Annotated in this window: 33 protein-coding genes; 4 read left to right on the top strand and 29 right to left on the bottom strand. The window is 51.1% G+C overall.

From position 1 onward, the window contains the following. The first annotated feature begins 13 nt into the window (after positions 1-13). Positions 14-1,378, top strand: a complete 1,365-nt coding sequence (locus tag K334_RS0105075; RefSeq protein ID WP_025880300.1) for a phage portal protein family protein — start codon at positions 14-16, stop codon at positions 1,376-1,378. Positions 1,379-1,506: 128 nt separating this feature from the next. Further along, a complete protein-coding gene (locus tag K334_RS13505) occupies positions 1,507-2,691 on the top strand; it encodes a phage head morphogenesis protein (protein ID WP_027444607.1) in 1,185 nt (394 codons plus the stop codon). A 246-nt stretch (positions 2,692-2,937) separates the two neighbouring features. Here K334_RS13505 and K334_RS0105065 read toward each other — a convergent pair whose 3' ends face one another. From K334_RS0105065 to K334_RS13490, 24 genes are all read right to left on the bottom strand, one after another. After that, on the bottom strand, positions 2,938-3,333 hold the full coding sequence (locus K334_RS0105065; protein ID WP_025880302.1) for a hypothetical protein: 396 nt from the start codon (positions 3,331-3,333) through the stop codon (positions 2,938-2,940). 10 nt (positions 3,334-3,343) lie between these two features. Beyond that, positions 3,344-3,892: a phage virion morphogenesis family protein gene (locus tag K334_RS0105060; RefSeq protein WP_025880304.1), complete on the bottom strand. Its 549-nt coding sequence runs from the start codon at positions 3,890-3,892 to the stop codon at positions 3,344-3,346. After that, on the bottom strand, positions 3,889-4,146 hold the full coding sequence (locus K334_RS0105055) for a hypothetical protein (protein ID WP_025880306.1): 258 nt from the start codon (positions 4,144-4,146) through the stop codon (positions 3,889-3,891). The genes K334_RS0105060 and K334_RS0105055 overlap by 4 nt, the downstream gene beginning before the upstream one ends. A gap of 185 nt (positions 4,147-4,331) precedes the next feature. Further along, positions 4,332-4,886, bottom strand: a complete 555-nt coding sequence (locus K334_RS0105050; RefSeq protein ID WP_025880307.1) for a host-nuclease inhibitor Gam family protein — start codon at positions 4,884-4,886, stop codon at positions 4,332-4,334. 21 nt (positions 4,887-4,907) lie between these two features. Further along, positions 4,908-5,354 carry a DUF4494 domain-containing protein gene (locus K334_RS13500; RefSeq protein WP_025880309.1) on the bottom strand — a complete coding sequence of 149 codons (447 nt, stop codon included), beginning with the start codon at positions 5,352-5,354 and terminating at the stop codon, positions 4,908-4,910. 21 nt (positions 5,355-5,375) lie between these two features. Beyond that, positions 5,376-5,546: a hypothetical protein gene (locus K334_RS14755; protein WP_154655555.1), complete on the bottom strand. Its 171-nt coding sequence runs from the start codon at positions 5,544-5,546 to the stop codon at positions 5,376-5,378. A gap of 5 nt (positions 5,547-5,551) precedes the next feature. Then, on the bottom strand, positions 5,552-6,004 hold the full coding sequence (locus K334_RS0105035) for a hypothetical protein (protein WP_036889977.1): 453 nt from the start codon (positions 6,002-6,004) through the stop codon (positions 5,552-5,554). Between the two features lie 5 nt (positions 6,005-6,009). Further along, positions 6,010-6,273 (bottom strand): hypothetical protein, encoded by a 264-nt coding sequence (locus K334_RS0105030; protein WP_025880312.1) that lies wholly within the window; start codon positions 6,271-6,273, stop codon positions 6,010-6,012. Beyond that, positions 6,261-6,530, bottom strand: coding sequence for a hypothetical protein (locus tag K334_RS0105025; protein WP_025880315.1), 270 nt, complete (start codon positions 6,528-6,530; stop codon positions 6,261-6,263). The genes K334_RS0105030 and K334_RS0105025 overlap by 13 nt, the downstream gene beginning before the upstream one ends. Before the next feature lie 77 nt (positions 6,531-6,607). Further along, positions 6,608-6,916 (bottom strand): hypothetical protein, encoded by a 309-nt coding sequence (locus K334_RS0105020; RefSeq protein WP_027444605.1) that lies wholly within the window; start codon positions 6,914-6,916, stop codon positions 6,608-6,610. Between the two features lie 34 nt (positions 6,917-6,950). Beyond that, on the bottom strand, positions 6,951-7,241 hold the full coding sequence (locus tag K334_RS0105015) for a hypothetical protein (protein WP_025880317.1): 291 nt from the start codon (positions 7,239-7,241) through the stop codon (positions 6,951-6,953). Positions 7,242-7,254: 13 nt separating this feature from the next. Beyond that, positions 7,255-7,518 (bottom strand): hypothetical protein, encoded by a 264-nt coding sequence (locus tag K334_RS14415; RefSeq protein WP_081658035.1) that lies wholly within the window; start codon positions 7,516-7,518, stop codon positions 7,255-7,257. Between the two features lie 29 nt (positions 7,519-7,547). Continuing rightward, positions 7,548-7,781: a hypothetical protein gene (locus K334_RS15235; protein WP_081658034.1), complete on the bottom strand. Its 234-nt coding sequence runs from the start codon at positions 7,779-7,781 to the stop codon at positions 7,548-7,550. Beyond that, a complete protein-coding gene (locus tag K334_RS0105010) occupies positions 7,778-8,152 on the bottom strand; it encodes a DUF4406 domain-containing protein (RefSeq protein ID WP_027444604.1) in 375 nt (124 codons plus the stop codon). The genes K334_RS15235 and K334_RS0105010 overlap by 4 nt, the downstream gene beginning before the upstream one ends. Before the next feature lie 194 nt (positions 8,153-8,346). Then, the gene (locus K334_RS0105000; RefSeq protein ID WP_025880319.1) at positions 8,347-8,970 is read right to left on the bottom strand and encodes a P-loop NTPase family protein; all 624 of its coding nucleotides are present in this window, start codon (positions 8,968-8,970) and stop codon (positions 8,347-8,349) included. A gap of 2 nt (positions 8,971-8,972) precedes the next feature. After that, positions 8,973-9,209 (bottom strand): hypothetical protein, encoded by a 237-nt coding sequence (locus K334_RS13495; RefSeq protein ID WP_025880320.1) that lies wholly within the window; start codon positions 9,207-9,209, stop codon positions 8,973-8,975. Between the two features lies 1 nt (position 9,210). After that, on the bottom strand, positions 9,211-10,086 hold the full coding sequence (locus K334_RS0104990; RefSeq protein ID WP_025880321.1) for an AAA family ATPase: 876 nt from the start codon (positions 10,084-10,086) through the stop codon (positions 9,211-9,213). Positions 10,087-10,120: 34 nt separating this feature from the next. After that, positions 10,121-12,127, bottom strand: a complete 2,007-nt coding sequence (locus tag K334_RS0104985; RefSeq protein ID WP_025880322.1) for a hypothetical protein — start codon at positions 12,125-12,127, stop codon at positions 10,121-10,123. Positions 12,128-12,139: 12 nt separating this feature from the next. Then, positions 12,140-12,508 (bottom strand): hypothetical protein, encoded by a 369-nt coding sequence (locus tag K334_RS0104980; RefSeq protein WP_051218661.1) that lies wholly within the window; start codon positions 12,506-12,508, stop codon positions 12,140-12,142. A gap of 98 nt (positions 12,509-12,606) precedes the next feature. Further along, positions 12,607-13,029: a hypothetical protein gene (locus tag K334_RS14750; protein WP_154655554.1), complete on the bottom strand. Its 423-nt coding sequence runs from the start codon at positions 13,027-13,029 to the stop codon at positions 12,607-12,609. 114 nt (positions 13,030-13,143) lie between these two features. After that, positions 13,144-13,350, bottom strand: a complete 207-nt coding sequence (locus tag K334_RS14405; RefSeq protein ID WP_081658033.1) for an S-adenosylmethionine synthetase — start codon at positions 13,348-13,350, stop codon at positions 13,144-13,146. 11 nt (positions 13,351-13,361) lie between these two features. After that, a complete protein-coding gene (locus tag K334_RS0104970) occupies positions 13,362-13,577 on the bottom strand; it encodes a hypothetical protein (RefSeq protein WP_025880326.1) in 216 nt (71 codons plus the stop codon). A gap of 41 nt (positions 13,578-13,618) precedes the next feature. Continuing rightward, positions 13,619-13,813 (bottom strand): hypothetical protein, encoded by a 195-nt coding sequence (locus K334_RS14745; RefSeq protein WP_025880327.1) that lies wholly within the window; start codon positions 13,811-13,813, stop codon positions 13,619-13,621. Positions 13,814-13,917: 104 nt separating this feature from the next. After that, positions 13,918-14,118: a hypothetical protein gene (locus tag K334_RS13490; protein ID WP_027444602.1), complete on the bottom strand. Its 201-nt coding sequence runs from the start codon at positions 14,116-14,118 to the stop codon at positions 13,918-13,920. Positions 14,119-14,247: 129 nt separating this feature from the next. Here K334_RS13490 and K334_RS0104955 point away from each other — a divergent pair, with 129 nt between their 5' ends. Continuing rightward, entirely contained in the window at positions 14,248-14,808 is a 561-nt protein-coding gene (locus K334_RS0104955) for a helix-turn-helix domain-containing protein (RefSeq protein ID WP_027444601.1), read from the top strand. 374 nt (positions 14,809-15,182) lie between these two features. Here the strand turns inward: K334_RS0104955 and K334_RS15230 are convergent, their stop codons facing one another. The 5 genes from K334_RS15230 to K334_RS0104930 form a co-directional block, all read right to left on the bottom strand. After that, positions 15,183-15,422, bottom strand: a complete 240-nt coding sequence (locus tag K334_RS15230; protein ID WP_025880332.1) for a hypothetical protein — start codon at positions 15,420-15,422, stop codon at positions 15,183-15,185. A gap of 345 nt (positions 15,423-15,767) precedes the next feature. Next, entirely contained in the window at positions 15,768-18,314 is a 2,547-nt protein-coding gene (locus K334_RS0104945; RefSeq protein WP_027444600.1) for an outer membrane beta-barrel family protein, read from the bottom strand. A gap of 3 nt (positions 18,315-18,317) precedes the next feature. Next, positions 18,318-18,965, bottom strand: coding sequence for a DUF4974 domain-containing protein (locus K334_RS0104940; RefSeq protein WP_025880333.1), 648 nt, complete (start codon positions 18,963-18,965; stop codon positions 18,318-18,320). Then, positions 18,962-19,456 carry a sigma-70 family RNA polymerase sigma factor gene (locus tag K334_RS0104935; RefSeq protein WP_025880334.1) on the bottom strand — a complete coding sequence of 165 codons (495 nt, stop codon included), beginning with the start codon at positions 19,454-19,456 and terminating at the stop codon, positions 18,962-18,964. The genes K334_RS0104940 and K334_RS0104935 overlap by 4 nt, the downstream gene beginning before the upstream one ends. Before the next feature lie 257 nt (positions 19,457-19,713). Beyond that, positions 19,714-20,799 carry an AAA family ATPase gene (locus K334_RS0104930; protein ID WP_025880336.1) on the bottom strand — a complete coding sequence of 362 codons (1,086 nt, stop codon included), beginning with the start codon at positions 20,797-20,799 and terminating at the stop codon, positions 19,714-19,716. Positions 20,800-21,265: 466 nt separating this feature from the next. Here K334_RS0104930 and K334_RS0104925 point away from each other — a divergent pair, with 466 nt between their 5' ends. Further along, positions 21,266-24,583, top strand: a complete 3,318-nt coding sequence (locus tag K334_RS0104925) for a SusC/RagA family TonB-linked outer membrane protein (RefSeq protein ID WP_027444599.1) — start codon at positions 21,266-21,268, stop codon at positions 24,581-24,583. The last annotated feature ends 12 nt before the right edge of the window (positions 24,584-24,595 follow it).

The raw sequence follows: 24,595 nt of genomic DNA, 5'->3' as shown, positions 1-24,595 counted from the left end.
AAAGACAAATCACATGAATATCAAAAACCTATTCGCTTCGCTCCGTAGAAGTGACACACAGGGGTCTATCCTGCACACGCCTTACGGCACCATCAACCTCGCAAAGGAAGACGGCAGACAGCAGGTGAAGCATATCATCACACAGATTCAACGGAACACCGACGCGCTCACGCGAAAGGACATCGCCGACTGGCGCCGGGCATGGCAGGCGGCCATCAATATTGACAACCCCAACCGGGGGCCGCTCTACGACATCTACCGCGACACCGATGCCGACGCCCACCTCTCGGGCTGCATACGCCAGCGCGAGGGCTTCGTCATAGCTAAGTCGTTCAAGATCGTAGACGGCAAGGAAGAAGACAACCCCGACCTCTTGGCCTACTTCGATCACGCCTGGTTCAAGGACCTTTGCCTGCTTGTGCTCGACTCCACCTACTGGGGGCACTCACTCATTGAGCTCGGCGACATCGTCGGCGCGGGCACGCCGGGTATGACCTATACCGGAGTAACCCTCCTTCCGCGCAAGCATGTCATTCCCGAATACGGCCGCGTCATCACCGAGCCAGGGCAGGACTGGCATGCCGGTATCGACTATCGCAGCCCCGGCATCACTGACAGCCTTATCGAAGCCGGGAAGCCTGACGATCTCGGTCTGCTTTTGAAAGCCACATTGCACACGATACCGAAAAAGAACATGCTCGCGTTCTGGGATAACTTCGGTGAGATCTTCGGCATGCCCATGCGCATTGCAAAAACTTCCTCGCGCGATAAAAAGGAAATTGACCGGCTCAACCAGATGCTCGTCAACGCCGGGGCCTCGCAGACGGCGGTAATGCCGCTCGACACCGAGCTCGAGTTCATCGAGTCCACACGCGCCGATGCCTACAATGTCTACAATGAGCGCGTCAGCCGGGCCAACTCCGAAATATCGAAGCTCATCATCGGACAGACCATGACCATTGAGGATGGTTCATCGCTCTCGCAGAGTCAAACCCACCTCAAGGTGCTGCAGAACCTCGTAGAGGCCGATGCCGACATGCTGCGTGACATCATCAATAATCAACTCCTGCCGCGCATGGTGAAGCATGGCTTCCCACTCGCGGGTTGCCGCTTCGACTGGAACGACTCTATCGACTACACACCCGAGCAGCAAGTAGCCTACGAGACGATGATTGCCGACCGCTTCGAGGTCGACGGCGAATATTTCGCGAAGAAGTATGCCATGCCCGTGGGCGAGCGCAGGGAAAATAACCTGCTTCCCACCTCCCCCGCCCCCTCCCAAGGAGGAGAGCCACAAAGCAACGATAAAAAGAAAATGTCCCGAAATACTCCCTCTTCTTCGGGGAGGGCCGGGGAGGGATTACCTTTTTTCGACTGAGCCCCACCGATTATGTGGGGCTGCACAGTCGCTATGCCGGAATCCTAAACGATGGTCATGCCGACGTTACACTCACCGGGAAAATCGATGAGAAGCAACAAGAGCGGCTCCGATCGGCTTTCAAGGCTATGATGAAAGGGCTCTTTAAGCAGAAAGGGGCATCATTGGATATAAACATCATTGCGTCAGACGAGACACAGGCCTTTATAGAGACACATGCAGACATGCTAAACAGTGCCTTCCTGCAGACAAAGATGTCAGACACGATGCGCGAACGCCTCGAGCAGTCCACCTATGTTTTCTCCGGACTCAAGACTTTTCACGAACTCAATGAGGCGTTCCCGTTGCTCCTTGATGAGAATGGCAATCGAAAGCCATTCGAACAGTTCCTGAATGATGTTCAAAAGGTCGACGAAACCTATAACCGAAACTACCTCCGTGCCGAATACAACTTTGCCCATGCCTCCGCGGCCATGGCGGCTAAGTGGGAGCAGTTCCAGGCTGCCGGCGACGAATACAACCTGCAATACCGCACCGCGGGCGACGACCATGTACGCCCCGAGCACGCAGCGCTCAACGGTACGACGCTGCCACCTTCCGATCCTTTCTGGGACGCCTACATGCCGCCAAACTCGTGGAACTGCCGCTGTACGGTCGTGCAGGTAAGGAAAGGCAAATACGCGCCCACGCCGCAAAAAGAAGCATACGCGCGCGGCGAACAGGCCCTTGCAAAAGACAAACGAGGTATCTTCCGATTTAATGCCGGAAAGCAGCGCAAGGCGTTTCCCGACTACAACCCTTACAGCATCAAGCGGTGCAACGATTGCGACCTTGCTAAAGGGAATACGAAACTTGCCTTCGTGCCCGATAATGAGTTGTGCGCAGCGTGCCGGCTGGTAAGACAATGTTACGGCGACAAGACAAAATCGCAGCGCGCCATTGAACGCATACATTACCTGCACGAGATGAAACCGCTGCTCAAGGTGAAGCATGAAAAGCCCGTCGGGGAGGGAACGATTAAGGTTGGTTTCTCCACATACGGCAATAAACACCTCTTTTCCGATACGTTCGGGAGGTCAAAGATACTCGAAAAGGACGATTTGGCATCTTTAGATAAAGTGTTGCGCAAGGCTACCTTTATAGAATCCTCGCCACTGACGCATCCAAGAACAGACGGCATAGACCGGTTCTATTATTATGAAGGAGAAATCAGAGGGCAAAAGGTAAGATTGAATGTGGCAAGGAAAGCTGATAAGAAAGACAATGGATTTATCCGTATAACACATTTCCTGTATTCTATAAATGATATATAAAAAACGCATTGGGCGATAGTTAGGACTCAATTGCCAGTTCATCATTCCCAATGCGCTAATATCGTTACACCGAGGGCGGCGGTTAGGTCTAAATAGCCAGGATGCCATTCCTTCAATGCTTTACTTCACTGCAAATATAGTCATTATTTCCATACAAACAACAAAACGAACAATATTTTTTCATATTCCATTAAAAAAGCCTGTCGAAAAGAAATTCGACAGGCTTTTTCTTGAATGAGGTTCCGTTTATAACACGCCTTTCACGGCATACCCCTCGATGCTCTCCAAAATGTCCTCGTGGTTGTGGTTCGTCAAGGTCTCCGTCAAATACAGGCCGTGGATACCGTAGCCGTACACTCTCTCCATAGCCTCCCGGATCTTGACTATCAAATCCCAGGCTGCTTCCTGACCGCCTTCCATCCAGTCCGTAACAATGTGCAGCCGAACGCTGCCATCACCGCGATAGCCGCCGCCAACATAGGGCTGCCAGGCTATCGGACCAAACTCCACAAACACAGCGGGGCGTTCCCAGCCCGCTTCCTCCTCAATGAACTCCACATTGTGATTCCACAAGTCGATGTGCTTCACTTCCTCTATTTTTGCCATCGCTGTCCGGATGGCGGCATACAGCTCCTTTCTTATTTCCATTGTTTTATTTCAGTTTAAATTCGTTGTTAAAATACTCACTCAGCCGCTTCTCGATGATTTCCGTCACAGCCCTTTCGACTTCGGGCGAGGCACCCAGAAACTGCCGTTTCGGTATACGAATAACGCTGCCTGCACGCATCAGGGCCATATACTTCCAAAAGGCAGCCTCGCCAGTCAGTTGCCGGGTGCGTTTGTCGTTGCGTACTTCACCGTTCTTCTTCCGTCCGAAACCGCCGACCGCCTCGTAATAGCGATGCCAGAAATAACTCTTCATTCTTGCCGTCACCTTGATTTCACCGCCCTCGTTATGTATCTCTGCCGCGGAGTGGGTCGAATAGAATGTTACGCCATCGGCGGTCACACGGCTAAGAACGCTCCGCCTGAGACCGCCCGTGTTGACGAGCGTGGCCCGCCCCGGGCGAAGCGGACTCTTCCGGCGTGCCCACTTTTCCGAGAAAAAGCCCTGACGCTCGAAGTTCTTATCGAATTCGTCCTTCATATCCACCTGAATATCTTTCAGAATGCGACGAAAGACAACAGCTATATCGTTCATGAGTGATCGGGTGAAAAATCAAAATTCAGATAAGGCTCAATAACACGTGCCGTTTGTTCATCAATCTTTGCGGACGCTTTCAGGATCTTGTAAAAAGCCCGCTCGCTGATCATAAACCGGGGATAGATATAACGACGCCAGATCTCCCGATTAGAGAGTCCCGTACGCACATACTTGTCATAGATTTCGTTTACCTCCGCAACCCGTCGCATGTAAGACAGCCCAGGCCGTCTTTGATTGTCTTTTCTTCTCATATATGAATTGTGTGTTAACGTCAACGTGGGCGGTAAAGGAATCGAACCTTTTCTGCATGAACCGTTCCGCCCGGAGAGGGGGCCGCTGCCCCCGTTTTTGTTTAATTTAAAATACAACGTATGAAACCACCCTCACGGGCTATAATCTCGTTTTTTTACCTTTTTACTTTTTTACTTTTTTACCTTTATTCGTTTTCCTCCTTCTTGGGTTCCACGTAGAAGGCTTCATCCTGCACTACCTGAATGCCGCATTTGGCCATCTGCTCATACATAGACTTGCCGGGACCAAGAGGGTTGCCGGGCTCTTGAACGCAACTCTCCCTGTCTGCAAGCAGCTTGTCCTTGGCGATGTCCCATGTCTGACGAACATAGTCAGGTAGGAACTCCTTAACCAATTCCAGCGCACTCGCCCAAGTAAAGCCTTTCAGTGTCTTCAGCTTCGGTGTTCCTGTACGGAAACCGATGGTACCGTGAGCCATGTCGAGGCTCTTCTTCTTGGCAAAGAGCTCGGCTTGGTTCTCCGTGGCAAAAGCCTGCAGGGTATCGAAAGCCTTGTCCCTCCCCTCGGTGAGGGTCGCCAGCTTGTCTGCATACTTCTCACGGATCTTGGCACACTGCAGCTCGATGTCCGCATTGATTTTCTGTACCTGTGCATCGCTTTTAGCGTAGGTTGCAAACGCTTCATCGGCGGCTTCTCTGCTCACGCCTGTGATGATTACTTTCTTTTTTCTTGTTGCCATTGTCTTTTCTTTTTATAGGGTTTATAACTCGTGTTCTATCACATCAATAACCTTGGTTTCTGCTACTGAAGCAATCTGATAGTCTATCATGGTGCCGTCCATAATCGTTCGGATAGTGTCCTTGCAGTTGTCGAAAGAAGAAGCCTGCACCAGATAGTAAACCTGCGTGTGCTTTTCTCTTTCCGTTTTCTCGTCAATGGTGATAAACTGAAGTATGGCTTTGTAGTATCGGTCGCATGACTCTTGCTCGTTGAAGAACACTTCTTGGAATTTCATCGGGTTGATGTTTACAACCTGAATTTCTCCGGACACATAGCTGCCAAGGAACTCAATAGCCGTCTTTTCTGCCTCTCCGAATGAAAGAGCCTCGACCACATAACTCTCGGTCACTTTCTTTTCATACCCGTCCTCATGCACTTTGTCATAGCGCATCTTGACTTCAAACCAATTGCTTGTTTTTGTTCTCATAAATTATATTCTTATAAATTATTAAATAAATTTTCCCTCACTGGTTAATACCTGCCAGTTCACTTCCTGCCGTTCGGTTTCAAGTTCATAGGCAAGTTGCTCAAGGCTGTTGCTATAATCCTCATTGCTCATGTCCTTACCGAGTTCCCGAATGCGCTCCATAGAGCGTTTTACAAATTCTCTTGATGTCATTTTGTCTAACTTTCTGCTATATTGTTCATCGGGATATAGACGAACGAGGTCGTATTCCTGTGTTCATCTCGTGCCGGCTTCGGTTTCAGTCCGCCTTTGCGTATAATGCTGCGCAGCTTTGTCTGAAGTACGTCCAAATCCGCTACATTCAGCCGGGCGAATACTTTCCCTGCAATCTTCGGGTGACGGCAGAAATCGTTGATGCGCTGCCAATCAGTCGTGTCAATACCAGCCTGTTGCATCAGCTTCAGGCAAAGGCTGCGTTTCTTCTTCACTTGCGCCTTCCAGCCTATCTGCTCCTCCATCGAGGCGCACATCTCGTCATACTCCTTTGAAGTCATCTCGCGCAGGCTTGTTGTCCTCCCGATGGTGGAACAATACACCAGCGTCTCCTTGTCCGCTCCAGGCAATTTCTTCAGCAGAGTATAAAACCGTGCGTAATTAAAACCTTCTTCCATAATTCCTATTTTTGGTCCGCATTGAGCAAGAAATCACACGGCAGCGATGTAAGTTTAATATCCTTTCTTACCTGTTCTGGGTCAATACCATATTTTTCGAAGTTTATCTGAGGTTTGAGGAAATCCCAGCATTTCTTTTTGATTTCCGAAAGAGTATATGCCTCTTTTCCATAAACAAAAAGCCCCTCCAATAATATCTTATTAAACCCTTCCGGTTTAATGATGGCAGTAACACGATAATATCGTGGTCCAATATTTACTTTTCCCATAATTTCTCCTCCTTCCAGTCTTTATAAGCCCTACGGCCATTGGCTACGACCTCGGCCACGCTGCCTTTGAAGATGTCGATGTCAAACAGTGGTTTGCCGTGTACACAGATGTACAGCCTGCCGTTGAATTCCATTACCTGCACGGCTTCACGTGCCTCCGCGTCGAGCAGTGCCTGACGCTCCGCCTCGATACGCTGAGCACGCTGCTCGTGCCACACTTGAATACGCTTCTTGATTTCGTCTAAAAAATTGCTCATAATGCTTATATTAAATTGATGTAAAACTTATTCCCATTATGTCATAGTGCGCTATCGCGCCGCTGATGTAGATTTTCTTATTCTTTCCTTTTTTCGTTCTTACGATAGTTTTCAATGTTCTCTATCTCTTTTCTGAGTTGCGCCATTCTTATGTCGATTATTTCATCCCATTCTTCAGTCGTGTCGTGAAACAGATACCATTTTTCGCTTTCAAGCCGAGGATTGTAAAATTTCGGCAGTCCGTCCCAGTTCTGGTTTAAGAATACAGAGTACTTCTCGTGATGAGGGTGAGGGCAAATAAATTCCAAGATCTCAACATTACCACCCTGTACTCTCACTATTCTGTTTCCTTTCTGAAGCTGTTCAATGCTTTTTACTCTTTCCATATCTTATATTTTACTTTTTTATCGTTTTACTCTTTTACTTTTCAATGTAATACGCCTGTACCGTCTTCCCGTTCCGCTTGATGAGCAGTTGCGTCTTGCCGTCCTCCGTCTGCAGATCCGCAGCCACCTCGCTCTTCACCATGATATCCCGACGGATGTATAGACTGCGAATGAAAGCGTCCACGAAGTCCTGCAATGCCAGCCACTCTTCAGGAGTGTCCTCAATGCCACGCAGTGTGTAATGCTGACTGACTTCAAACTGCAACCTCAACAGCCATTCCGGCTTGTCACTCTGTATCATCGAATAATACTTTAACTTCTCCATATCTTTAGCGTTTTTATTGTTTGAACTCTGGAAGAACTCCGAGGTATAAGTATCTGTTGTCTTCTGTTTTGTAACAGGTGCAATAAAACAATACATTGTCTTCAGATTTAATCGGATCTCCACCCTGAACGAAGTCGCAAGAGCAATAATAAGGAGGAACGATTTCGCCGATATAGTTACACAAATCTTCACTTATCCAATCACCGGGACACAGGAACTCGTCTAAGTCCTTTCCCGATTTTTCCCACTGCTTCAATGTTTTTATTGTCTGCTTCATATTTTTTACCCTTTTACTTTTTTACCTTTTTACCTTTCTCCCGCTTTCCATTCTATAGTCACCACCGCATCAAGCCGTCCGCTGCCTTTACACACGGGGCATTCTTGCTTATACCGTTCCCGATATACGTTCTCCTGCCAAAAATAGCCGTTGCCTTGACAACAGCTACACGCGTGCCCACGGCTTTCCAACACCTCCGTCATACGCCCGCCGGGACTTATCAGTCTTGGGGCAATTTCGATTGTTCGTTTTTCCTTGCTCATATCCAATCTACTATTTTATTTTCAAACATTGTAATCTGTTTTATTTTCTTACCTATTGCTTTAGCGAAGAAAAACTCAGCCAAGGCACCTGGGCTTTCGTGCCAGTCAGGAAGCAAACAGATGATATCACACCGTTTCAGTTGCATAATGTCAAGAAGAAGTATCTCTTCATAGAAGTTCGTGCCACATGCCTTTGCGTAGTTCTCTGCCATGATGCCAAGCCCGCTTTGAGTCGGATTAAACACTTTATATCCTTTTGCTTTCAACCACGCTTCTGCCTCTGCAAATTTCTTGCGAGTTGTATCGCTAAGAATATCCTCACCTATCTTTCCTGCGATATATACTTTCTTTATTCGTTTTTCCTTGCTCATATTTTTTACTCAATTTCTAATTGTACATGAAAACGAAACTCCTTACACAGCCGCTTCACCTGTATGATTTCAAAAGGCGCGCCGTCAAAAGGAAGGAATATAATCCGTTCACGTATCAGCACCCTTATACCCTTTTTCCTCAACCTGTACAGCAGGTTATCTCGCTTACTTGCCATCGTTTTACCCTTTTACCTTTAAATGTTATTGCTTGTTCTCAATATACCTTCCTCCCACACAACGAAACTGTTGCCCGCATCGGGATTGAAACGTCCCTGACAATAAGCCCTAAAACCGACTACCCTTACTTTCACACCCGCCTTGTAACGAAGTCGGAGCGCAGGCTTGCCCAATGGCTGTCCCTTGGCTTCCATACTGATGAAGATAAAACTCTTCCGAGGAAAGGTCTCTATCAGCTTCTTCGTCTCCGGCCATTCCCAGCCGCTCTCCTGATAACTGTCAACGATGATGAACTTCGCGCTGTGCCGTTTCTTCAGCCGTGCGGTCAGGTCTTCTATCGTGTCCTCCGTCACCACCCGAAACCAACCCTGCCGTTTGTCCATCTCAAACAGCTTGATACGATCCTGGAAACTCTGACTTACACCTTCTTCATAACTCGCGTACAGCACCTGCCCGTAATGAGTAAGCTCACGGGCCAGCTGCATCACGAACGAGCTCTTCCCGGCAGCACTGGCGCCACTGATAAACCATGTGGAGTTTTCTTCCGGTAAGCCGAAACACTCCGCCCAACGGCCACCCCACGGGAGTGTCTTGTACGTCTTCTTCGCGATCTCCTTCGGACTATATGCTCGCTTTGCCATAGCTACTTTTTCAGAACCTCTATTAAGTAATCGGCTGCCACGCGAGATAACCACGCCGCACTTCGGAACACATCTGCAGCGGTATTATCACCCTCCAACTTTGCCTGTTGACAGGTTTGAATATAAAGGTCTTTTGCAATCTCATACCTGCGTTGTTCCCAGTTTATTTCATTTTGGTCACACATCTTGCAGTCGATTGATTGCAACGCCTGATGTGTCAGAATCTCAATGTTTGTCATATTATGCTCCTTTCTTCAGTTTTTCAATTTCCGTATATACTCTCCTAAGCCCACCGCCACTCTTGCGTACAATCTGGCCTATATCCGTGCCTTTCGAGGCATTCACTGTCGCCACCACGCGGGCCTGCTCCAGCAGGAACGCCTTGCGGTCGTCTTCCTGATCTGGCGTCACTTTACTATACTTGCCACCGTAGCGTGAGAATATCTCTGCATAACCTACCTTCTGACATTCCACCATGCGGTTTATCTTCGCACGCAGACCATCCGCGCCCATCATGTACCAACCGCAGCACATTTCCGTGGCGTTCCACAGGGCTTTCAGTTCAAGAAAGGCTTCATATTGCAAGTCCCCGGCTTCGTCCAGCACCACCAACGGACGCTCCATTGAGCGCAGGTAATACACAAGATCCTCGTAGGTGTCCTGATACTTGCCCGCTGTGCCTACGCCGAACTCCTTAGCTATCTTCTTCACCAACGCCCGCTTCGTCTTCACCTGTGAGCAGTCTACGTATACGGCGTTGCGGTGCTCGTTCACGTACCAGCGAGCCGTAAAGGTCTTGCCGATGTTCGGCAGGTCGCAGAGTATTACGCTAAGGCTGCGCTCCTGGCACGCCTCCAGCTGAATGCTGATGTACTTGAAGGTCTCCGTCTGCGCGCCCTTCCATTCAATCGTCTCGCGCAGGTTCACGTCTAACCTCCGGGCGATGTTCACCCAGTTGGCGTCGCTAAGGGCCTTATCCGTCTGACCCTTCTTCAAGCCATTGTAGACGCTGGCCGATATGCCTAATGCCGAGGCGTGCTTAGCGTCACTTGGATAATTCTTGCGGTTGGCGGCTATCGCCTCCAAAATCCGATGTTTCTGTGTCTCACTAATCATATTCTAACACGATTAAAACTCCATTATAACAAAATTATATGTCTGCCACAGCGTGGCTCGATGCACTTGGAAATGATATAAAGGGAACTTCTTCCTGCGGGGCGATGGAAATAACCTCTTTCGGTTCCTCCTGTTGCATCTGTGGGGATGGCTTCAATATTCCCAGTCTGCCAATGGCATTGTCCTCGACATACTTGTTGAACTTGGCTATTTTCTTCTGCTGTTGCATGAAAATTTCCTTATCCTCCTCAGTCTGCTCACATTCTGCCGTATTGAACGTACCGACGTTCTGAAGCTCGTCTATGAGCATGTCGTTCTGATAGATGTACACATTTTTCACGTTGCCGTCCTCATCAGTCAGGTAGTAGGCATCCACCTTCCAGTTGTTCGGGGCAAGTTTCTCCAGCACGCTCACGTCGCTCAGCCACCAGTCGGTGTAGGCCACGCGGCAGTAACTGTTGCGGCGGATGCTTGTCTCCACATGCTCACCGATGAAACGCGCCAGCACGCTCTTGTCAAGGGGCTGCAATGTCGGGTTCAGGTTCGCCTCAAGCACTTGCCAGCGCGTCATGCCGGGATATTTCTTCTGATTAGGGTGAAGTGAGTTATTAAACTCCATCACGTCCCTCATATCGTCAGCAATGAGTTCGTCCCAGCTGTAATACTGCTTGTCCTCATAGGTGTCGTTAAGTTCGTCGAACACCTTCTTCGCCTCCGTCCGGTAGTGATGGTCCTTGGCGTAGAAACGGCCGATTCCCAGATGGTTCCTGTGCTCGATGCTGCGCTTCTTTGCGCCGTTCATAGGCTCGGCGTATTTCTCCTGCGAGTTCTGCGGGGCGCAGAATCTTACGAACGGAAACAGCACACCGGCTTTCAGAAAAGACTCCTTCCATTGGCTCATCAGGTGATTTTCTACCTCCACCTGCGCCGGACAGTTCCAGCCCCTGCGCTCCAGAAGTCTGAACATGCTCCTGAAGCACTCCACCACCAGGTCCACATTCTTGTTGCGGTTGTAGGCGAAACCAACGACACACTGGCTGGCCACATCGTAAGCATAATATGCCTTAGGACGGGCTTTCGTGTCCTTCAGCTTGCGCGGTAGATCGCGGTCATCGAAAGAAATCTTACTCAGTGAGAACTCAGGGGCATGACGGTGAACATGTGGCATCTGCTCGTGCATGAAGGTTGTCCAGCTGCTTAGGGCGTGTTCCACCAACACGCGGTTCTTCGGCTTGTTCAGGTAGTTGTTGATAGTTGTTTCGCTCAATTCTTTAGGCTCGCCGGTCTTCTTATCAGTGAAATCGTCAGGATTCATCAACTCTCCGGTACTCGGGTCATACACCTCCAGCTCGCCGCATACGAACATGTTATACATTTCAGCGATATTCGTGTTGAACGGTTTGTTGGGCAGCACGGCCAGCCCGAGTATCAGCTGTTCGGTCTTGTAATCTACCTTCCGCGCGCTCTGGTTGCCGAACTTGCCGCTGATAAGGCAGCCATATCCTTCGCGTTTGTACTCGTTTACCTTCTTTCTGAACCGCAGCGTGCTCGTAGGCAGCGTGTGTCCGAGTTCTGACCGCAGCGCGTCGATGGTGTCAGCCATGTAGTTCCAGTTGTACTTCTCGCCCAACAGTCGCCGGGCTGTCGAGGCGCGGTCGTAGAGTTTGATGCAGCAGTTTAGCACGCTCGCATTCGTCACATACTCCCTGATCTTCTCGGGATATTGATGCAAATCCACCCCTGTCTTCTCCTTATCGTGAAAAAATGCAACAGCGGCCTGGTCGGTCTCGTAGTTCTCCATTATCCAAAGTCGAAGGTGAGTCCGCGCACCGTCAGGATAGAGATCCTTAACCTTTTCCTTGTAAACGCGAGGAAGACTATCTACGACTATCAATGCACAGTTGCCCGATGCACCGCCACCGCGACGAGCTATATCGACCTTTTTGCGCCGGGTCCAGTTCTGGTAGTTCGCCTCACTGACGACACCACCATCCACCAACTCACGCGCCGATATGCACCATTTACCTTCGTAATACTCCATCGCGTGCCTCCCTTATCTAAGTGTTGAAGCCCAATCCTGAATGCCCTGAATGTCGCTCGTCATCACATTGTCGTAATGGCGAACTTTCTCACCTTTCTTGTACACATCGCAGGTGGGTTTTTCCTTTGAAAACTCCAATAGAACTTCACCAAGATACTGGCGCATATAACCATCAGCATCATGCAAAACCTCCCACTCTGGGGCGTCCACCATCACGATGCCACCACGCTGCAATGCCAGCGTGCGTATCTTCTTCGCAAGGTCATTACCCTCGCTCATGTTCTCGAAATGAGTAGCGTTAAAAATAGTACGCTCGGTAATGCCCAAAGCCTTCGCGATAAACTCGCGGTCCGCTTTTTGTATGTGAATGTACTTTTTCATAATCTCACTTAATTTAATTCGTTTATTTTTACTAACTTTATAGCCAAATTCCAAATAGAACAACATGGATACAACCAAATTTCTATTCAAAGCAACTATCACAGTTCATCAACAGCGCGTCGCATCTGAGAAAAGCGAACAGGCTCTTCGTGAATTTGCCGAGCAAAACATTCTACCTGTATTAAATCTTCTTCTAATACCAAGTAAGCTATCTTTCTCTTACTACCATCCTGATGAGGAGGCCGAGATGAAGGCTGTTGACTATGTAAAACTGCACATCTCCCTTCAGCGTTCCTGCAAGCGATTTCGCTCAGTTGTTTCCTTATCGCAGTTAGTTCTTGCTCTAAGCAATCTACTCGACGGAGCAATCGGAACACAAGTCCAATGTCTTCTTGAGGACCCTCTTCTGCTCTTGTCGGACGATAACAACGAATGATGCCGTCATTTTTTTGCGAAGCGTTCAACGCCTCCGCATACTTTTCCTGACTTTCATAGTGCCTTGCGTTTCTTCTTGTCTTCATAATCTCACTTTTTTAATTATTAATGTTTATCGCAGGCGGTGGGGAATCGAACCCCGTTGCTCCCTCAAATGTCCGCTACCATTCGGACGTAGCCGCCTTGGGTTATCCTACAATCTAATCACCTGTTGATTTTTGTTCACGACGTCTTAGAGATGCAAACATCATATTTCTTAAAGAATAACATGCCCAATATGCTTCATTACAAAAACAAGTAGCACTATTCTCTCCTGTAATGCGCATACTACTTATCACCCCGCTTAAGGCGTCAACCAGCGCATCTATTTTCTCAACACTTACTCGGTCTAATAAATTCTTGTTCATGTCTTACCATTTTACAATGAGTTCAAGTATTCTTTATATTCTACTTTTTGCGCTTCCGTGAGGTCGGAGTAGCCTTCGATGTTGCTATCTTGAAAAAGGAAAGCGAAGAATCCGGGGGCGTTTTCAGCCTCTGTCTCAACATACTCTCGTAAAGATGGTGCGTCTTTGTAATTATAGTACTTGTCGTAGTCCTCTCTGATAATTGCTTTTGTGTAATCTTTTATCATGTTTTTTTGCCCGTCATGCCGATAGCGCAGCGTTAAGTTTATTAAAGTTTTTCGTAAGCGTCGTTCGCTATAAAGACGGCGTCTTCTAAAGTGCCATTACAATCCTCGCAAGAAGACAATATTCCTTTTATAAACTCATCAAATGAGCTATAACCGTTATGTCCTTGTGTCTTTTTGTGATACTCTTTTGCCGTGAAATCAAGAGCGTCAATTAGTTGTTCCTTGTTAATCTTCATAATCTCACTTTTTATTTGTTACTACTTTGAACGGATGCCGGGAATCGAACCCGGAGGTTGCGAACCTGCTATCCGAGCCATCCGCCTTGTTATCCTGCAATCTGTTACCTTACATTATCCTCGTACACGGTTTCACCTGTCTCGTTGCAAACTATCGATACAGTCCCACCCTTGTAGTCGGCAAAATAACTCTCAGTCGTTCCGTTGTTTTCACGGATCCACTCCCGGCAGTATTCGTAGGTCGCTTTCCAACCCTTGTTGTTGCTGCTCGTTTCGCTGTTGAAAAACACATCGTAAGTTCTCATACTTCTATATTTTTTAAATAAAACATTCTTCTTTCTCGACCCTTTTTTGTACATTTGGCCGCGTTTCCAAATGGAATACGTTGCAAAGATACAGAATTCCTGTATAACCACCAAATAAATTCAGAAAAAATGAACACCGAAAACCCATTTTTACAGAAAACGCATATAGATTACCGGTTTGTAAGGGCTGTTCAAGAGCTTTTGTCCAACAATATTGCGCATACGCAAGGAGAAATTGCTGAAGAACTTGGCGTTAAAACAGCCAAGTTTTCAGAAATTATGAACGGCCGAATGCATGTTGGTGTAGATATGCTCGCTATTCTGTCTGAAAATTACTTGGTAAGTCCAGAGTGGCTATTAACAGGTAGAGGAGAAAGCATGTTCCGCAAATCATCTATTTTACCTACTCGTTTGGAAGACGGAAAAGAAAGTTGGGAGCATCCATATATGTTTGAGAACGAAGACGAGATCCTCAAACAACGCATTGATGAAGTAGAGGAAATGGAACGCAAAGAGCAGGAACAAAATGCTGCTCCAACATTATTAACTTTAATTACAGAAAAGGATAGACAATTAGTTGCACAAGCAGAGGAAATCGGACAACTCAAGGAGCAAGTCCGCCAACTAACTATTGAAAAAGAAAGGCTTGCCTCCAATGCCCACTCTTCAGACACTGCGAACGTCGGTTAGAACCCTTCCATGTCATAAAGGGTGGAATGTGTACGAAATAGTACCCCTGTGGGGTGTCCCCCCCCAGAACATACCATTTTCATCCTAAATCCCTATATATAAAAGGTGTAACGCCCTCTAAAAGTTGCTCGCAAAGTGTCAGTTTCCTACACCAATCCCCCCTTTTTTGTTCGCTGGCAACCTCTCTACTGGGGGGAGCTTGGCAAGAGTTTTGAACATCCACTTTTAAGAAAATGAACATCCACTTTGAACATCCACCTGAACATCCACCCCTCAAAAAACGTCCAAAATGCACGAAAAAAGGGTAATGAAACCACCCCGATTCCACCACCCCTGTAAACGTCGTTTTAATGCCGTTTTAAGCCTTTTCGTTCTCAGTCTTTATACCTCGCCCCGGAACCTCCGGAAATCAGCGTAGATTGCTTTATTATAGCCCGTTTCGTAACGATTGAGCCGTTGCCAGAAAGCCCCGCATGAAGCAAATAATTGCGCGTCACGCCGACCTGTTCAGCTGTGAATACCGTGTAAACCGCCGATATGCTGCTGAAATACCAGTCTTTCCGCTCCGTGTTCTCTAACCCATGTGTCAAATGTACGTGTATAACCTTTGCCATAATCTTTCTTTTTGTGTTGCAAATATACCAAATAATCATTATATAGAATAAAAACACACTTTATTTTTTTTCAGAGAAGCAATAAAAAAGAAGCGACATCGTCGCCCCGCATTCTTCCTAATGTAACACATTCGTCAACCGATGTAAACCTGTCGTTAACCTTTACGCCTCAACATGCCCCAAATGTAACACAAATATAAAGCAATGTAACATTTCGTTTTGCAGAGCCTCAACTACAGACAAACGACTAACCTTCTGAATATAAACAACTTAACCTCTTTTTCTACTCCCCGTCTTTGTATACGCTTCGTTCTGTGCCCCATACAGACGGCCCTTTGCGGCCCCCTACAACCGCCGTTTCTCGTCGATACCTGCGCCGGTGCCCTTGTATTTGCTGCGCGTGGCGTTGAAATGCCAGGTGAGGATAAGGCCGATGCTGCGCGTGAACTCATAACAGTCCTTCGTATCGACGACATTCTGCCCGTATAGTGTCCACGCGCTGCGCCTCGTTTTCAGCAAGTCGTTGACGAAAACGTTGAGCGACAGCGACTCGTTGAAGAAAGAATGGGAGTAGGCCAGGTCGACGGTGCCGCTCGATTTGGCCTTTATGAAGTCGGTGCAGGCCTCCGTGTCGTAAGCCAAAAGGATGGTGGCAAAGCTGTGGCGACTGAACACCAGCTTGTTGTTCAGCTCCAGATTGGCCGATGGTTCCTGCAAGTCCCGGCTGCAGCCATAGCGCTTCGTGGGGAAGAAAGGCTTCCGCAGGTCCACTTCCAGCGTGGGTTGATACCATCCGAACTTGGGCGAAACGACCACAGAGCCATACAGCAGTTGCGTATGGGGATAGTTCCGATTCTGGATGAGCGCTATTTCCTGGTTCCGGTAGAGGCCTGACGAGTAGACGATGTCGTGCTTGCGATAGCTGTAGCCCAGGCTGACGTTGAGCCATTTGCAGAGCACGTTGAGTTCGATGTTGTGTCGGATGACGGGTTGCAGATAAGGGTTGCCCGCCTCGTAGGCGAACCGGTTGATATACTGCACGTTGCTGCGCAGGTCACGATACGAAGGTCGGGCAATTTTCTTGGCATAGTTCAACTGCGCGCTCCAGCTGTTCTTGTTCCACGAGAGCGAGGCGTTGGGAAACCAGTTGCTGTAGGAACGGCTCGGCTCATCCTCTCTTTGCCCGAACAGCCGATACTCCGTGTCGACACGCTCATGGCGCAGTCCCGCTTCGAAAGTCCAATGTCCCAGCGTCAAACTGTAGTCCATGAAGGGCGCGACGCGGCTTTCCCGCGTGTCGTTTTCGGTGCTGCCGACGTAGTTCTCGGGGTTCCGATAGGTGGAATGCGCCGTGGTGCGGGTCAGTTCGACGCCCCCTTCCAGCGTGCCTTGCCCCAGTGGATGGCTCAAGACGAGCTTGGCCGCCGCCAGTTTGTTGCGCTGCGTGTTGTAGGTGTGCACGTCGCGGTCTTCCAGTTCCTTGCTCCTTTCCTGCCAGTCGTCGTTCCGTCCATTCTTCTTCCATAGGCAAGTGGCGTTGAAATTGATGTTCAGCCGGCCCACCTGGCCCAGGTAATAGACGTTCGCTTCATGCTCGGGACCGTTGAATACGTCCAGCCGAAGCCGCTGACGCACCTGTGCCGTGTGCGTGCCGTCGCGCCACACGTCCTGCGTAGGATTGCTGTAGCCCCGTCCGGTGATACTTTTGAAGAGCGAATAGCTGGCCCCCAACGAGTGGCGGGGTGAGAAGTCATAGCTGAATCCCAGCTTCGACAGCGTGTAGGAGGAGCGGAAATCGGTGTTGGCATCTTCCTGTGTGTAGAGCGAATGGGCCGTTGTCGTGATGCTACTCGATATCTTGTTCTCTTCACCAGTGTAGCTGTTGTTATAGGTGGTGTTGCCGAAGATTTCAAGTCCGCCCGTGCGGTAGGTCAGAGAGAGCTGGTCGCGCGTGTTCATCCGGCTGTTGTTGTCGGCCGACAACGTGGCGGAAGCACTCAACCCTTCGCCCAGCGTGCCCTTCGTCTTGATGCGGATGACCGACTGAACCTCGGCGTTGTACCGCGAACCGGGGCTTGTGATGACGTCGACCGCCTTGATTTCGGTCGATTTCAGACTGGCCAGTTCCTGCTGATTCCGCACCAACCGGTCGTTGACATACACCTCGGGGGTGCCTTTGGCAAAGACCGTGATGGCTCCATCGTGGCCCACATTGACGCGAGGCAGCTGCTTCAACACGTCGTTGGCCGTGCCGGCCTGCCGCAACAGCGAATGTTCCACGTCGATGGTCATGCCTCCTTTGGACATCTTGTACAGCTGTTGGCGTCCCCGTATCTTCACGGTCTGCAGGTAGAGGGTCGACGGTTTGAGCCGAATCGTGCCGACATCCTCGCCCGTGCATAGTCGGCAGACCGGTTCGTAGCCCACATAGCTGACCTTGGCCAGCACCTTTTCGGGTTCGTAGGGCACGACGAAGACGCCGCTCTCGTTGCTCACGCCCCCCGCGATGACACTGGAGTCGCCGACCGAAAGCAGCAGCACGTTGGCGTAGGGCAGGGCGTCGCCATGCTCGTCGACGACCTTTCCCGTCAGGTGGCGCCGTGTCTTGTGCGTGCATTCCACGAGAATCACGTTGTCCTTGATGGTCATTCGGACGGGGTAGAAGCCCGTCAGGCGGCGCACGGCGTCGGGAACCGACAGGTTGGACAGCCGCGTCGACACCTTGAAGTCTTCCAGATCGTCGTAGATGAAGTTCACGATGTAGCGGTCCTGGAGCGTGTTGAGTTCCTTCAGGGCCGAGGCCAGCGACACATTATTATATAGTTTGCTGACACGTTGCGCCTGAAGCTGACAGCAGCAGACGCAAAACAAGGCAATCATCAGGTGTTTCATGGCTTAGTCTACGGTTACGGTGTGGTCGTCGAGAGTCAGTTTGATGCGGTCGAAAGCATTGAGCAGCTCCAGTTGTTGCGCCAGACTTTTCTCGCGCTCCCACTTGAAGTAGAGCCTGATGTGCCTGCTCTGTTCATGTCGGAACACGATGTCCACATGGTAATGGGCCGCCATTTGGCCGAGGACGGTGGCGAGTTCGGCGTTGTCGAAGACGACGGGCCGGTGGGCGACGCTGTCCTTGGGCGTGGTCGTAGAGTCCTGTGTCGCCATGACGGATGACTTCCGGATGGCGGCCGGCCGGTCGGCCGTCGGCGCTTCCAGTCCTGTGTTTCTGAAAACGCCCCATTGCAGAACGGCCGCAAAGGCCACGCCCGACAGCAGGATAATGCCGATGGTCGAGGCGGCAGCCTTCAGCCGGCTGCGACGGCGGTGCCGATGGCGCATGGCGAAGGCCTTCCATGCTCGGTCTACGTCCACTTCCTCGCGCTCATGCTTCCTCATGGCCCGCTTCGCCGCGGCCATGTCGTGGGCAAACCGGCGCACGTCCTCGTCGGTCAGGAGATTTTCTATCGCTTCTTCCGTGTAGCGGTCGGGGTGTTCCTGCATGTCGAGCAGTCGCGCCCGCTTTTCGTTGATGGTCTCTTCTTTCATCGTTTTGCGGTTTTAAAAAGTTCTCGGATGGTATCCATCGCCTGCGACAGGTGGTTGTAGACGGTCACCTTGCTGACGCCGAGCGTGTCGGCGATTTCCTGATAGCTCATCTCCTGGAGGTGGCGCAGGCGCAGAATCTGTCGGCGCAGCGGCGGTTCCAGACGGTCGATGACGTGCATGAGCCTGTCGAGTCGCTCGTCGTCGTCCTCGCTTGTGCCGATGGTCGCGTCGTCGAAGAGCAGCCGCGCCACCCGCCCCTTCACGCTCTTGTGGGCGATGAGGTTGAGGCAGCGGTTGCGAACGCTGCGCAACAGAAAGGCTTCCTCGGTGCCGGGAAGCAGCACAATGCCGTCTTCCAGGATGTGGGCGAACACGTCGCTCACCACGTCTTGGCACTCGTCGGCGTCGAAGAGGATGTATCTGGCCAGATGGTACATCTTCGTGTAGTGCTGTCGGAACAGCCGTTCGATGGATGTCGTTTCTTGTTTCATATACTTCCAATACAGTTGGGCGACCGAAAAAACTAAGCAAAAGGGTGAAAAAAGTGTTGGGTGTCAGGTTGAAGGGTGTTGCCGGCGGGATGACGGCTGGCGGATGGCTTTTCAACCGCAGTCCTTTCGTGTTGTAAAAGCTGCCCTTTTGCACGCTGAAAGGGCAGCTTTCAGGCGGCAAGAGGGCAGCTTTGGGAAAACGGCGGCAGAGCGGTTGTCGCGCAAGGGCTGCGGGACGCCTGTCGAAAGGCTGTCCGTCAGTGTTTCACGGCCAGCGTGTAGTTGTAGTATCGGATGTCTCCGGTGATGTCTTTCACCACCTTGAGGAAGGGCGGAAACTTGATGTCCTCGTGGCGGGCAATGCCTTTGGTTTCGAGAATCACCAGGTTGTCGACAGGCTCCAGATACGTGTCGAGCTCGAAGAACTGGCCCTGGTAGATGAAACTCCTGCGCTTCTTGTGTATCGTCAGCCGGTAGGGGTCGGCCTGTTGCAGCAGCGATTCGTAGAGGTTGTTGCTCACCTGCCGCTCCACCACAATCTCCTCGGTGGGCGAGATGCGCTTGGTGGTGGTGTGGACGTTGACCCGGTTGCCCTGCCACTCGCGCTTGCGCAGCCGCACTTCGTTGCCCGGCTCCGACGCCAGATAGGTCTGCGTGATGTCGGTCTCGGTGTAGTCGGCCATCGTCCCCGTGACTTCGACGATGTACTTGCGCTCGTTCTCGATGGGCTGGGGCAGCCCCAGCACGTTGCTGATTTCCTTCACCACGCGGTTTATCTTGCGGTCGAAGTCGTCGTCGTTGTTGATGACGCGCAGATGGGGGTGCCCCGTCCACGCGTTGATGATTTTCTTGTCGAGCTGCCGGGCCAGTTCCAGCCCCTCGGTGCGCTCCCGGTTGTTGGCCGTGGTGTAGTAGCGTTCGGCCCCGTCGGCGGCCGACACCAGGTGGAGCACGGCGTCGTAGCGGCCGTCGCGCAGCCGTTGTGTGTCGGTGTCCACGGCCCGGGTGATTTCCTGCCACATCTCGGGCTTCATGTAGGCCGAGATGTCCATCGTGCCGCGGTCACATACGATGATGGCGGGCTGCTCGCAGGCCTCCGCCATGCGCATGAACTTGTCTTCCAAGGCCAGCTGCACTTCGAGCGTGGCTTTCTCCCCTTCGTAGAAAAGGGCCTTGTTGCGGGTCAGATAGTTCATTCCCGCCTGCGAAAACATGGTGGGAACTTCGGGGATGGTGAACACCTGGTAGCCCAAACTGTTGAAATGTTCTATCACCTTGATAAGGGCTGTGGTCTTGCCGGCACAGGGGCCGCCGGTCAATACGATTCGTTTGATGTTGTTCATTCTGTGTGATGGGATGTGATAAACATTGCGGTAAAGTTACGGGAAAAGGCAAGTAAGGCAAAATAAAACGACATTTAATTTATGTTTATGCCACCGATGGAGTTGTTAATATTCCCTTTTTTATTAACAAGCGTTTGTTTTATGCTTGCAAACAAAATGAAAAATATATAAATTTGCCATGAGGGTTGTCGATGAAAAGGCAGCTTTTCGGGAATCTTTACCACCAGAACAAAGTTATGAAAAAGAATGGCAAGCCTTGAAAAGAGGGCGTTTTGTAATTGGAAGGCATGCTCTTGAACATGTTTTGTAATGTTGCAATCCTTTGGCAGACCGGAGAAGAGAATTTCGTTGAATGGACATAAATTAACAATCGGCTGACGCCGCGCTTTCGAGACGGCGGCGACGTCAGCGTCCCTATGCAGTCCTTCGACTTTGAATATCGAAGAATTTACAAACCAGAGAATCTATGGAAAGAAAACTTTTAATGCTTTTAGTCGGGCTGTTCCTAAGCTTGGGGACGGCGCTGGCCCAAACGAAGGTGTCGGGTACGGTGGTCTCGCAGGACGACGGCGAGCCCGTGATAGGCGCTTCCGTCACCATGCAGGGCACGAAGACGGCCACGGTGACCGATGTCGACGGGCGGTTTACCATCATGGTGCCCAACGGCGCCAAGCTCGTCGTGAGCTATGTCGGCATGAAAAGCCAGACCGTGACGGCCCGCAACGGAATGAAGGTGACGCTGGTGCCCGACAACGCTACTCTCGAAGAGGTCGTCGTGACGGGTATGATGAAGGTGGACAAGCGCCTTTTCACCGGTGCCACCACCAAGTTGGACGCCGACAAGGCCAAGCTCGACGGTGTGGCCGACATCAGCCGGTCGCTCGAAGGGCGGGCAGCCGGTGTGTCGGTGCAGAACGTCAGCGGCACTTTCGGAACGGCACCGAAGATCCGTGTGCGCGGCGCCACGTCCATCTACGGAAGCTCAAAGCCCTTGTGGGTGGTCGACGGAGTGATTCAGGAAGACGTGGTGAACGTCAGTGCCGACGAACTCTCTTCGGGAGACGCCGCCACTTTGATATCGTCGGCCATCGCCGGACTCAACTCCGACGACATCGAGAGCTTCCAGATACTGAAGGACGGTTCGGCAACCTCCATCTATGGTGCCCGCGCCATGGCCGGCGTGATTGTCATCACCACGAAGAGGGGCAAGGCCGGACAGGCACACATCAACTATACGGGTGAGTTTACGATGCGTTTGATTCCGCGCTACAGCACCTTCAACATCATGAACTCCCAGGACCAGATTTCCATTTACAGGGAGTTGGAGCAGAAAGGATTCCTCAACTACGCCAACACTTCCAACCGTTCGGAGTATGGTATCTATGGAAAGATGTACGACCTGATAGCCCAATACGACATCGCGTCGGGCCAGTTCGGGCTGCCCAACACGCAGGCGGCGCGCGACGCCTATCTGCGTTCGGCCGAATACCGCAATACGGACTGGTTCAAGGAGCTGTTCAACACCAACGTCATGAGCAACCACTCGGTCAGTATCTCGGGCGGTACGGAGCGGGCGCAGTTCTATGGCTCGGTCAGCGCCATGCTCGATCCGGGTTGGACGATGCAAAGCAAGGTGCAACGCTACACGGCCAACTTCAACGCCACTTATCGGTTGTCGCACAAGTTGACGACCAACATCGCGGGAAATGCCTCCTTCCGAAAGCAGCGGGCACCGGGAACGCTGGCCTCTTCGGTGGATGCGGTGAACGGAACGGTTGACCGCGACTTCGACATCAACCCCTATTCCTACGCGCTCAACACGTCGCGCTGCCTGGACCCGAACGAGTTCTACACCCGCAACTACGCTCCATTCAACATCAAGCACGAGCTGGACAACAACTATATGGACCTCCACGTGCAGGACTTCCGCGGCCAGTTCAAGCTCGACTACAAGCCCATCTCGAAGGTGGAGCTGTCGCTGCTCACGGCCGTGAAGTATTCCGGGACGTCGCAGGAGCACTATATCCTCGACAACTCCAATCAGGCTGAGGCTTATCGGGCAGCCTATACCACCGTCATCCGCGACAACAACCCGTTCCTTTACAAGGACCGGCGCAACGCCTACGACGTGAAGCACACCGTGCTCGACTACGGCGGTATCTTCGAACGCACCGACCGCAGCCTCTTCGGTTGGGACATGCGCGCCAGCTTGCAGTACAACGACGTCTATGCCAACGACCACATCGTGAACTTCTACGGCGGTTTGGAAACCAATTCGATCGATCGGCACAACACCTGGTTCCGTGGTTGGGGCATGCAATATGACGCCGGTGAAATCGCAAACTACAACTACGAGGTGTTCAAGAAAGGAGCGGAGGAGAACACGCAGTACTACACTTTGAGGAACACCCATACGCGAAGTGCCGCCTTCTTTGCCAACGCCACCTATTCATGGAAGGGCCGTTACACCATCAACGGCACCTATCGCTACGAAGGAACCAATGGTTTGGGCAAGAGCCGCAGCAGCCGTTGGCTGCCAACGTGGAACCTGGCGGGCACTTGGAACGCCCATGAGGAGCCTTGGTTCAAGAAGACTTTCAAGGGAAAGCTGAGCCACCTGACGCTCAAGGCTTCCTATTCGCTGACGGCCGACCGCCCCTCGGTGAGCAATGCGGCCGTCATCATCCGCAGCTCCACACCCTGGCGCCCGGAGGCGAACATCAAGGAGACCGCGCTCTACCAGTCTTCGGCCGCCAACCACGGGCTTACCTATGAGAAAAAGCATGAGTTGAACCTGGGTATGGATGCGGGATTCCTCAACAACCGAATCAATCTTTCGGTGGATTGGTACAAGCGAAACAACTATGATTTGATAGGTCCGACCGTCACGGAAGGCTTCACCGGCTCGTTCACCCAGTACGGAAACATCGCCGCAATGAAGTCGAATGGCGTGGAATTGAGCCTCTCTACGACCAACATCAAGACCAAAGACTTCAGCTGGACGAGCAGTTTCATCTATTCACACACGCACAACGAGGTGACCGAACTGCAGAGTTCGACCTCAATGATGTCGCTCATATCGGGCAATGGCTTCACGATGGAGGGCCGCCCGGTGCGCTGTCTGTTCTCCATTCCGTTCAAAGGGCTGAACAAGGAGGGTATTCCCACCTTCCTCGACCAGGACGGCAACATCTCCACCACGGGCATTTATTTCCAGACGAGCGACCCCGATAAGCTCCGATTCCTCAAGTATGAAGGCTCGACCGACCCCACGGAGACCGGTTCTTTGGGCAACATCTTCAAGTACAAGGGCTTCACGCTGAACGTCTTCGTGACCTATTCGTTTGGCAATGTGGTGCGTCTCGACCCCGTGTTCAGGAGCTATTACAGCGACATGACGGCCACACCGAAGGAGTTCAAGAACCGTTGGACGGTGCCGGGAGACGAGCACAAGACGACGATTCCCGTCATCGCAAGCCAGCGTCAGCGCAATCTGGACTCGCACTTGGGCTACGCCTACAGCGCATACAACTACTCTACGGAGCGCATCGCCAAGGGCGACTTCGTCCGAATGAAGGAAATATCGCTGGGTTACGACATCCCCAAGCCGTTCTGCGGCCGCCTGGGCCTGTCGTCCCTCGCGCTCAAGTTGCAGACAACCAACCTTTTCCTCATCTACGCGGACAAGAAACTCAACGGCCAAGACCCGGAATTCTTCAACACCGGTGGCGTGGCTGCGCCTATGCCGAAGCAGTTTACTCTTACATTACGACTTGGAATCTAAACGAATACAGCT

Source organism: Segatella baroniae DSM 16972 = JCM 13447 (assembly GCF_000426585.1).
Classification (GTDB): Bacteria; Bacteroidota; Bacteroidia; order Bacteroidales; family Bacteroidaceae; genus Prevotella; species Prevotella baroniae.
The sequence above is the reverse complement of the archived record's forward strand: the minus strand, read 5'-3'. Positions and strand labels throughout refer to the sequence as shown.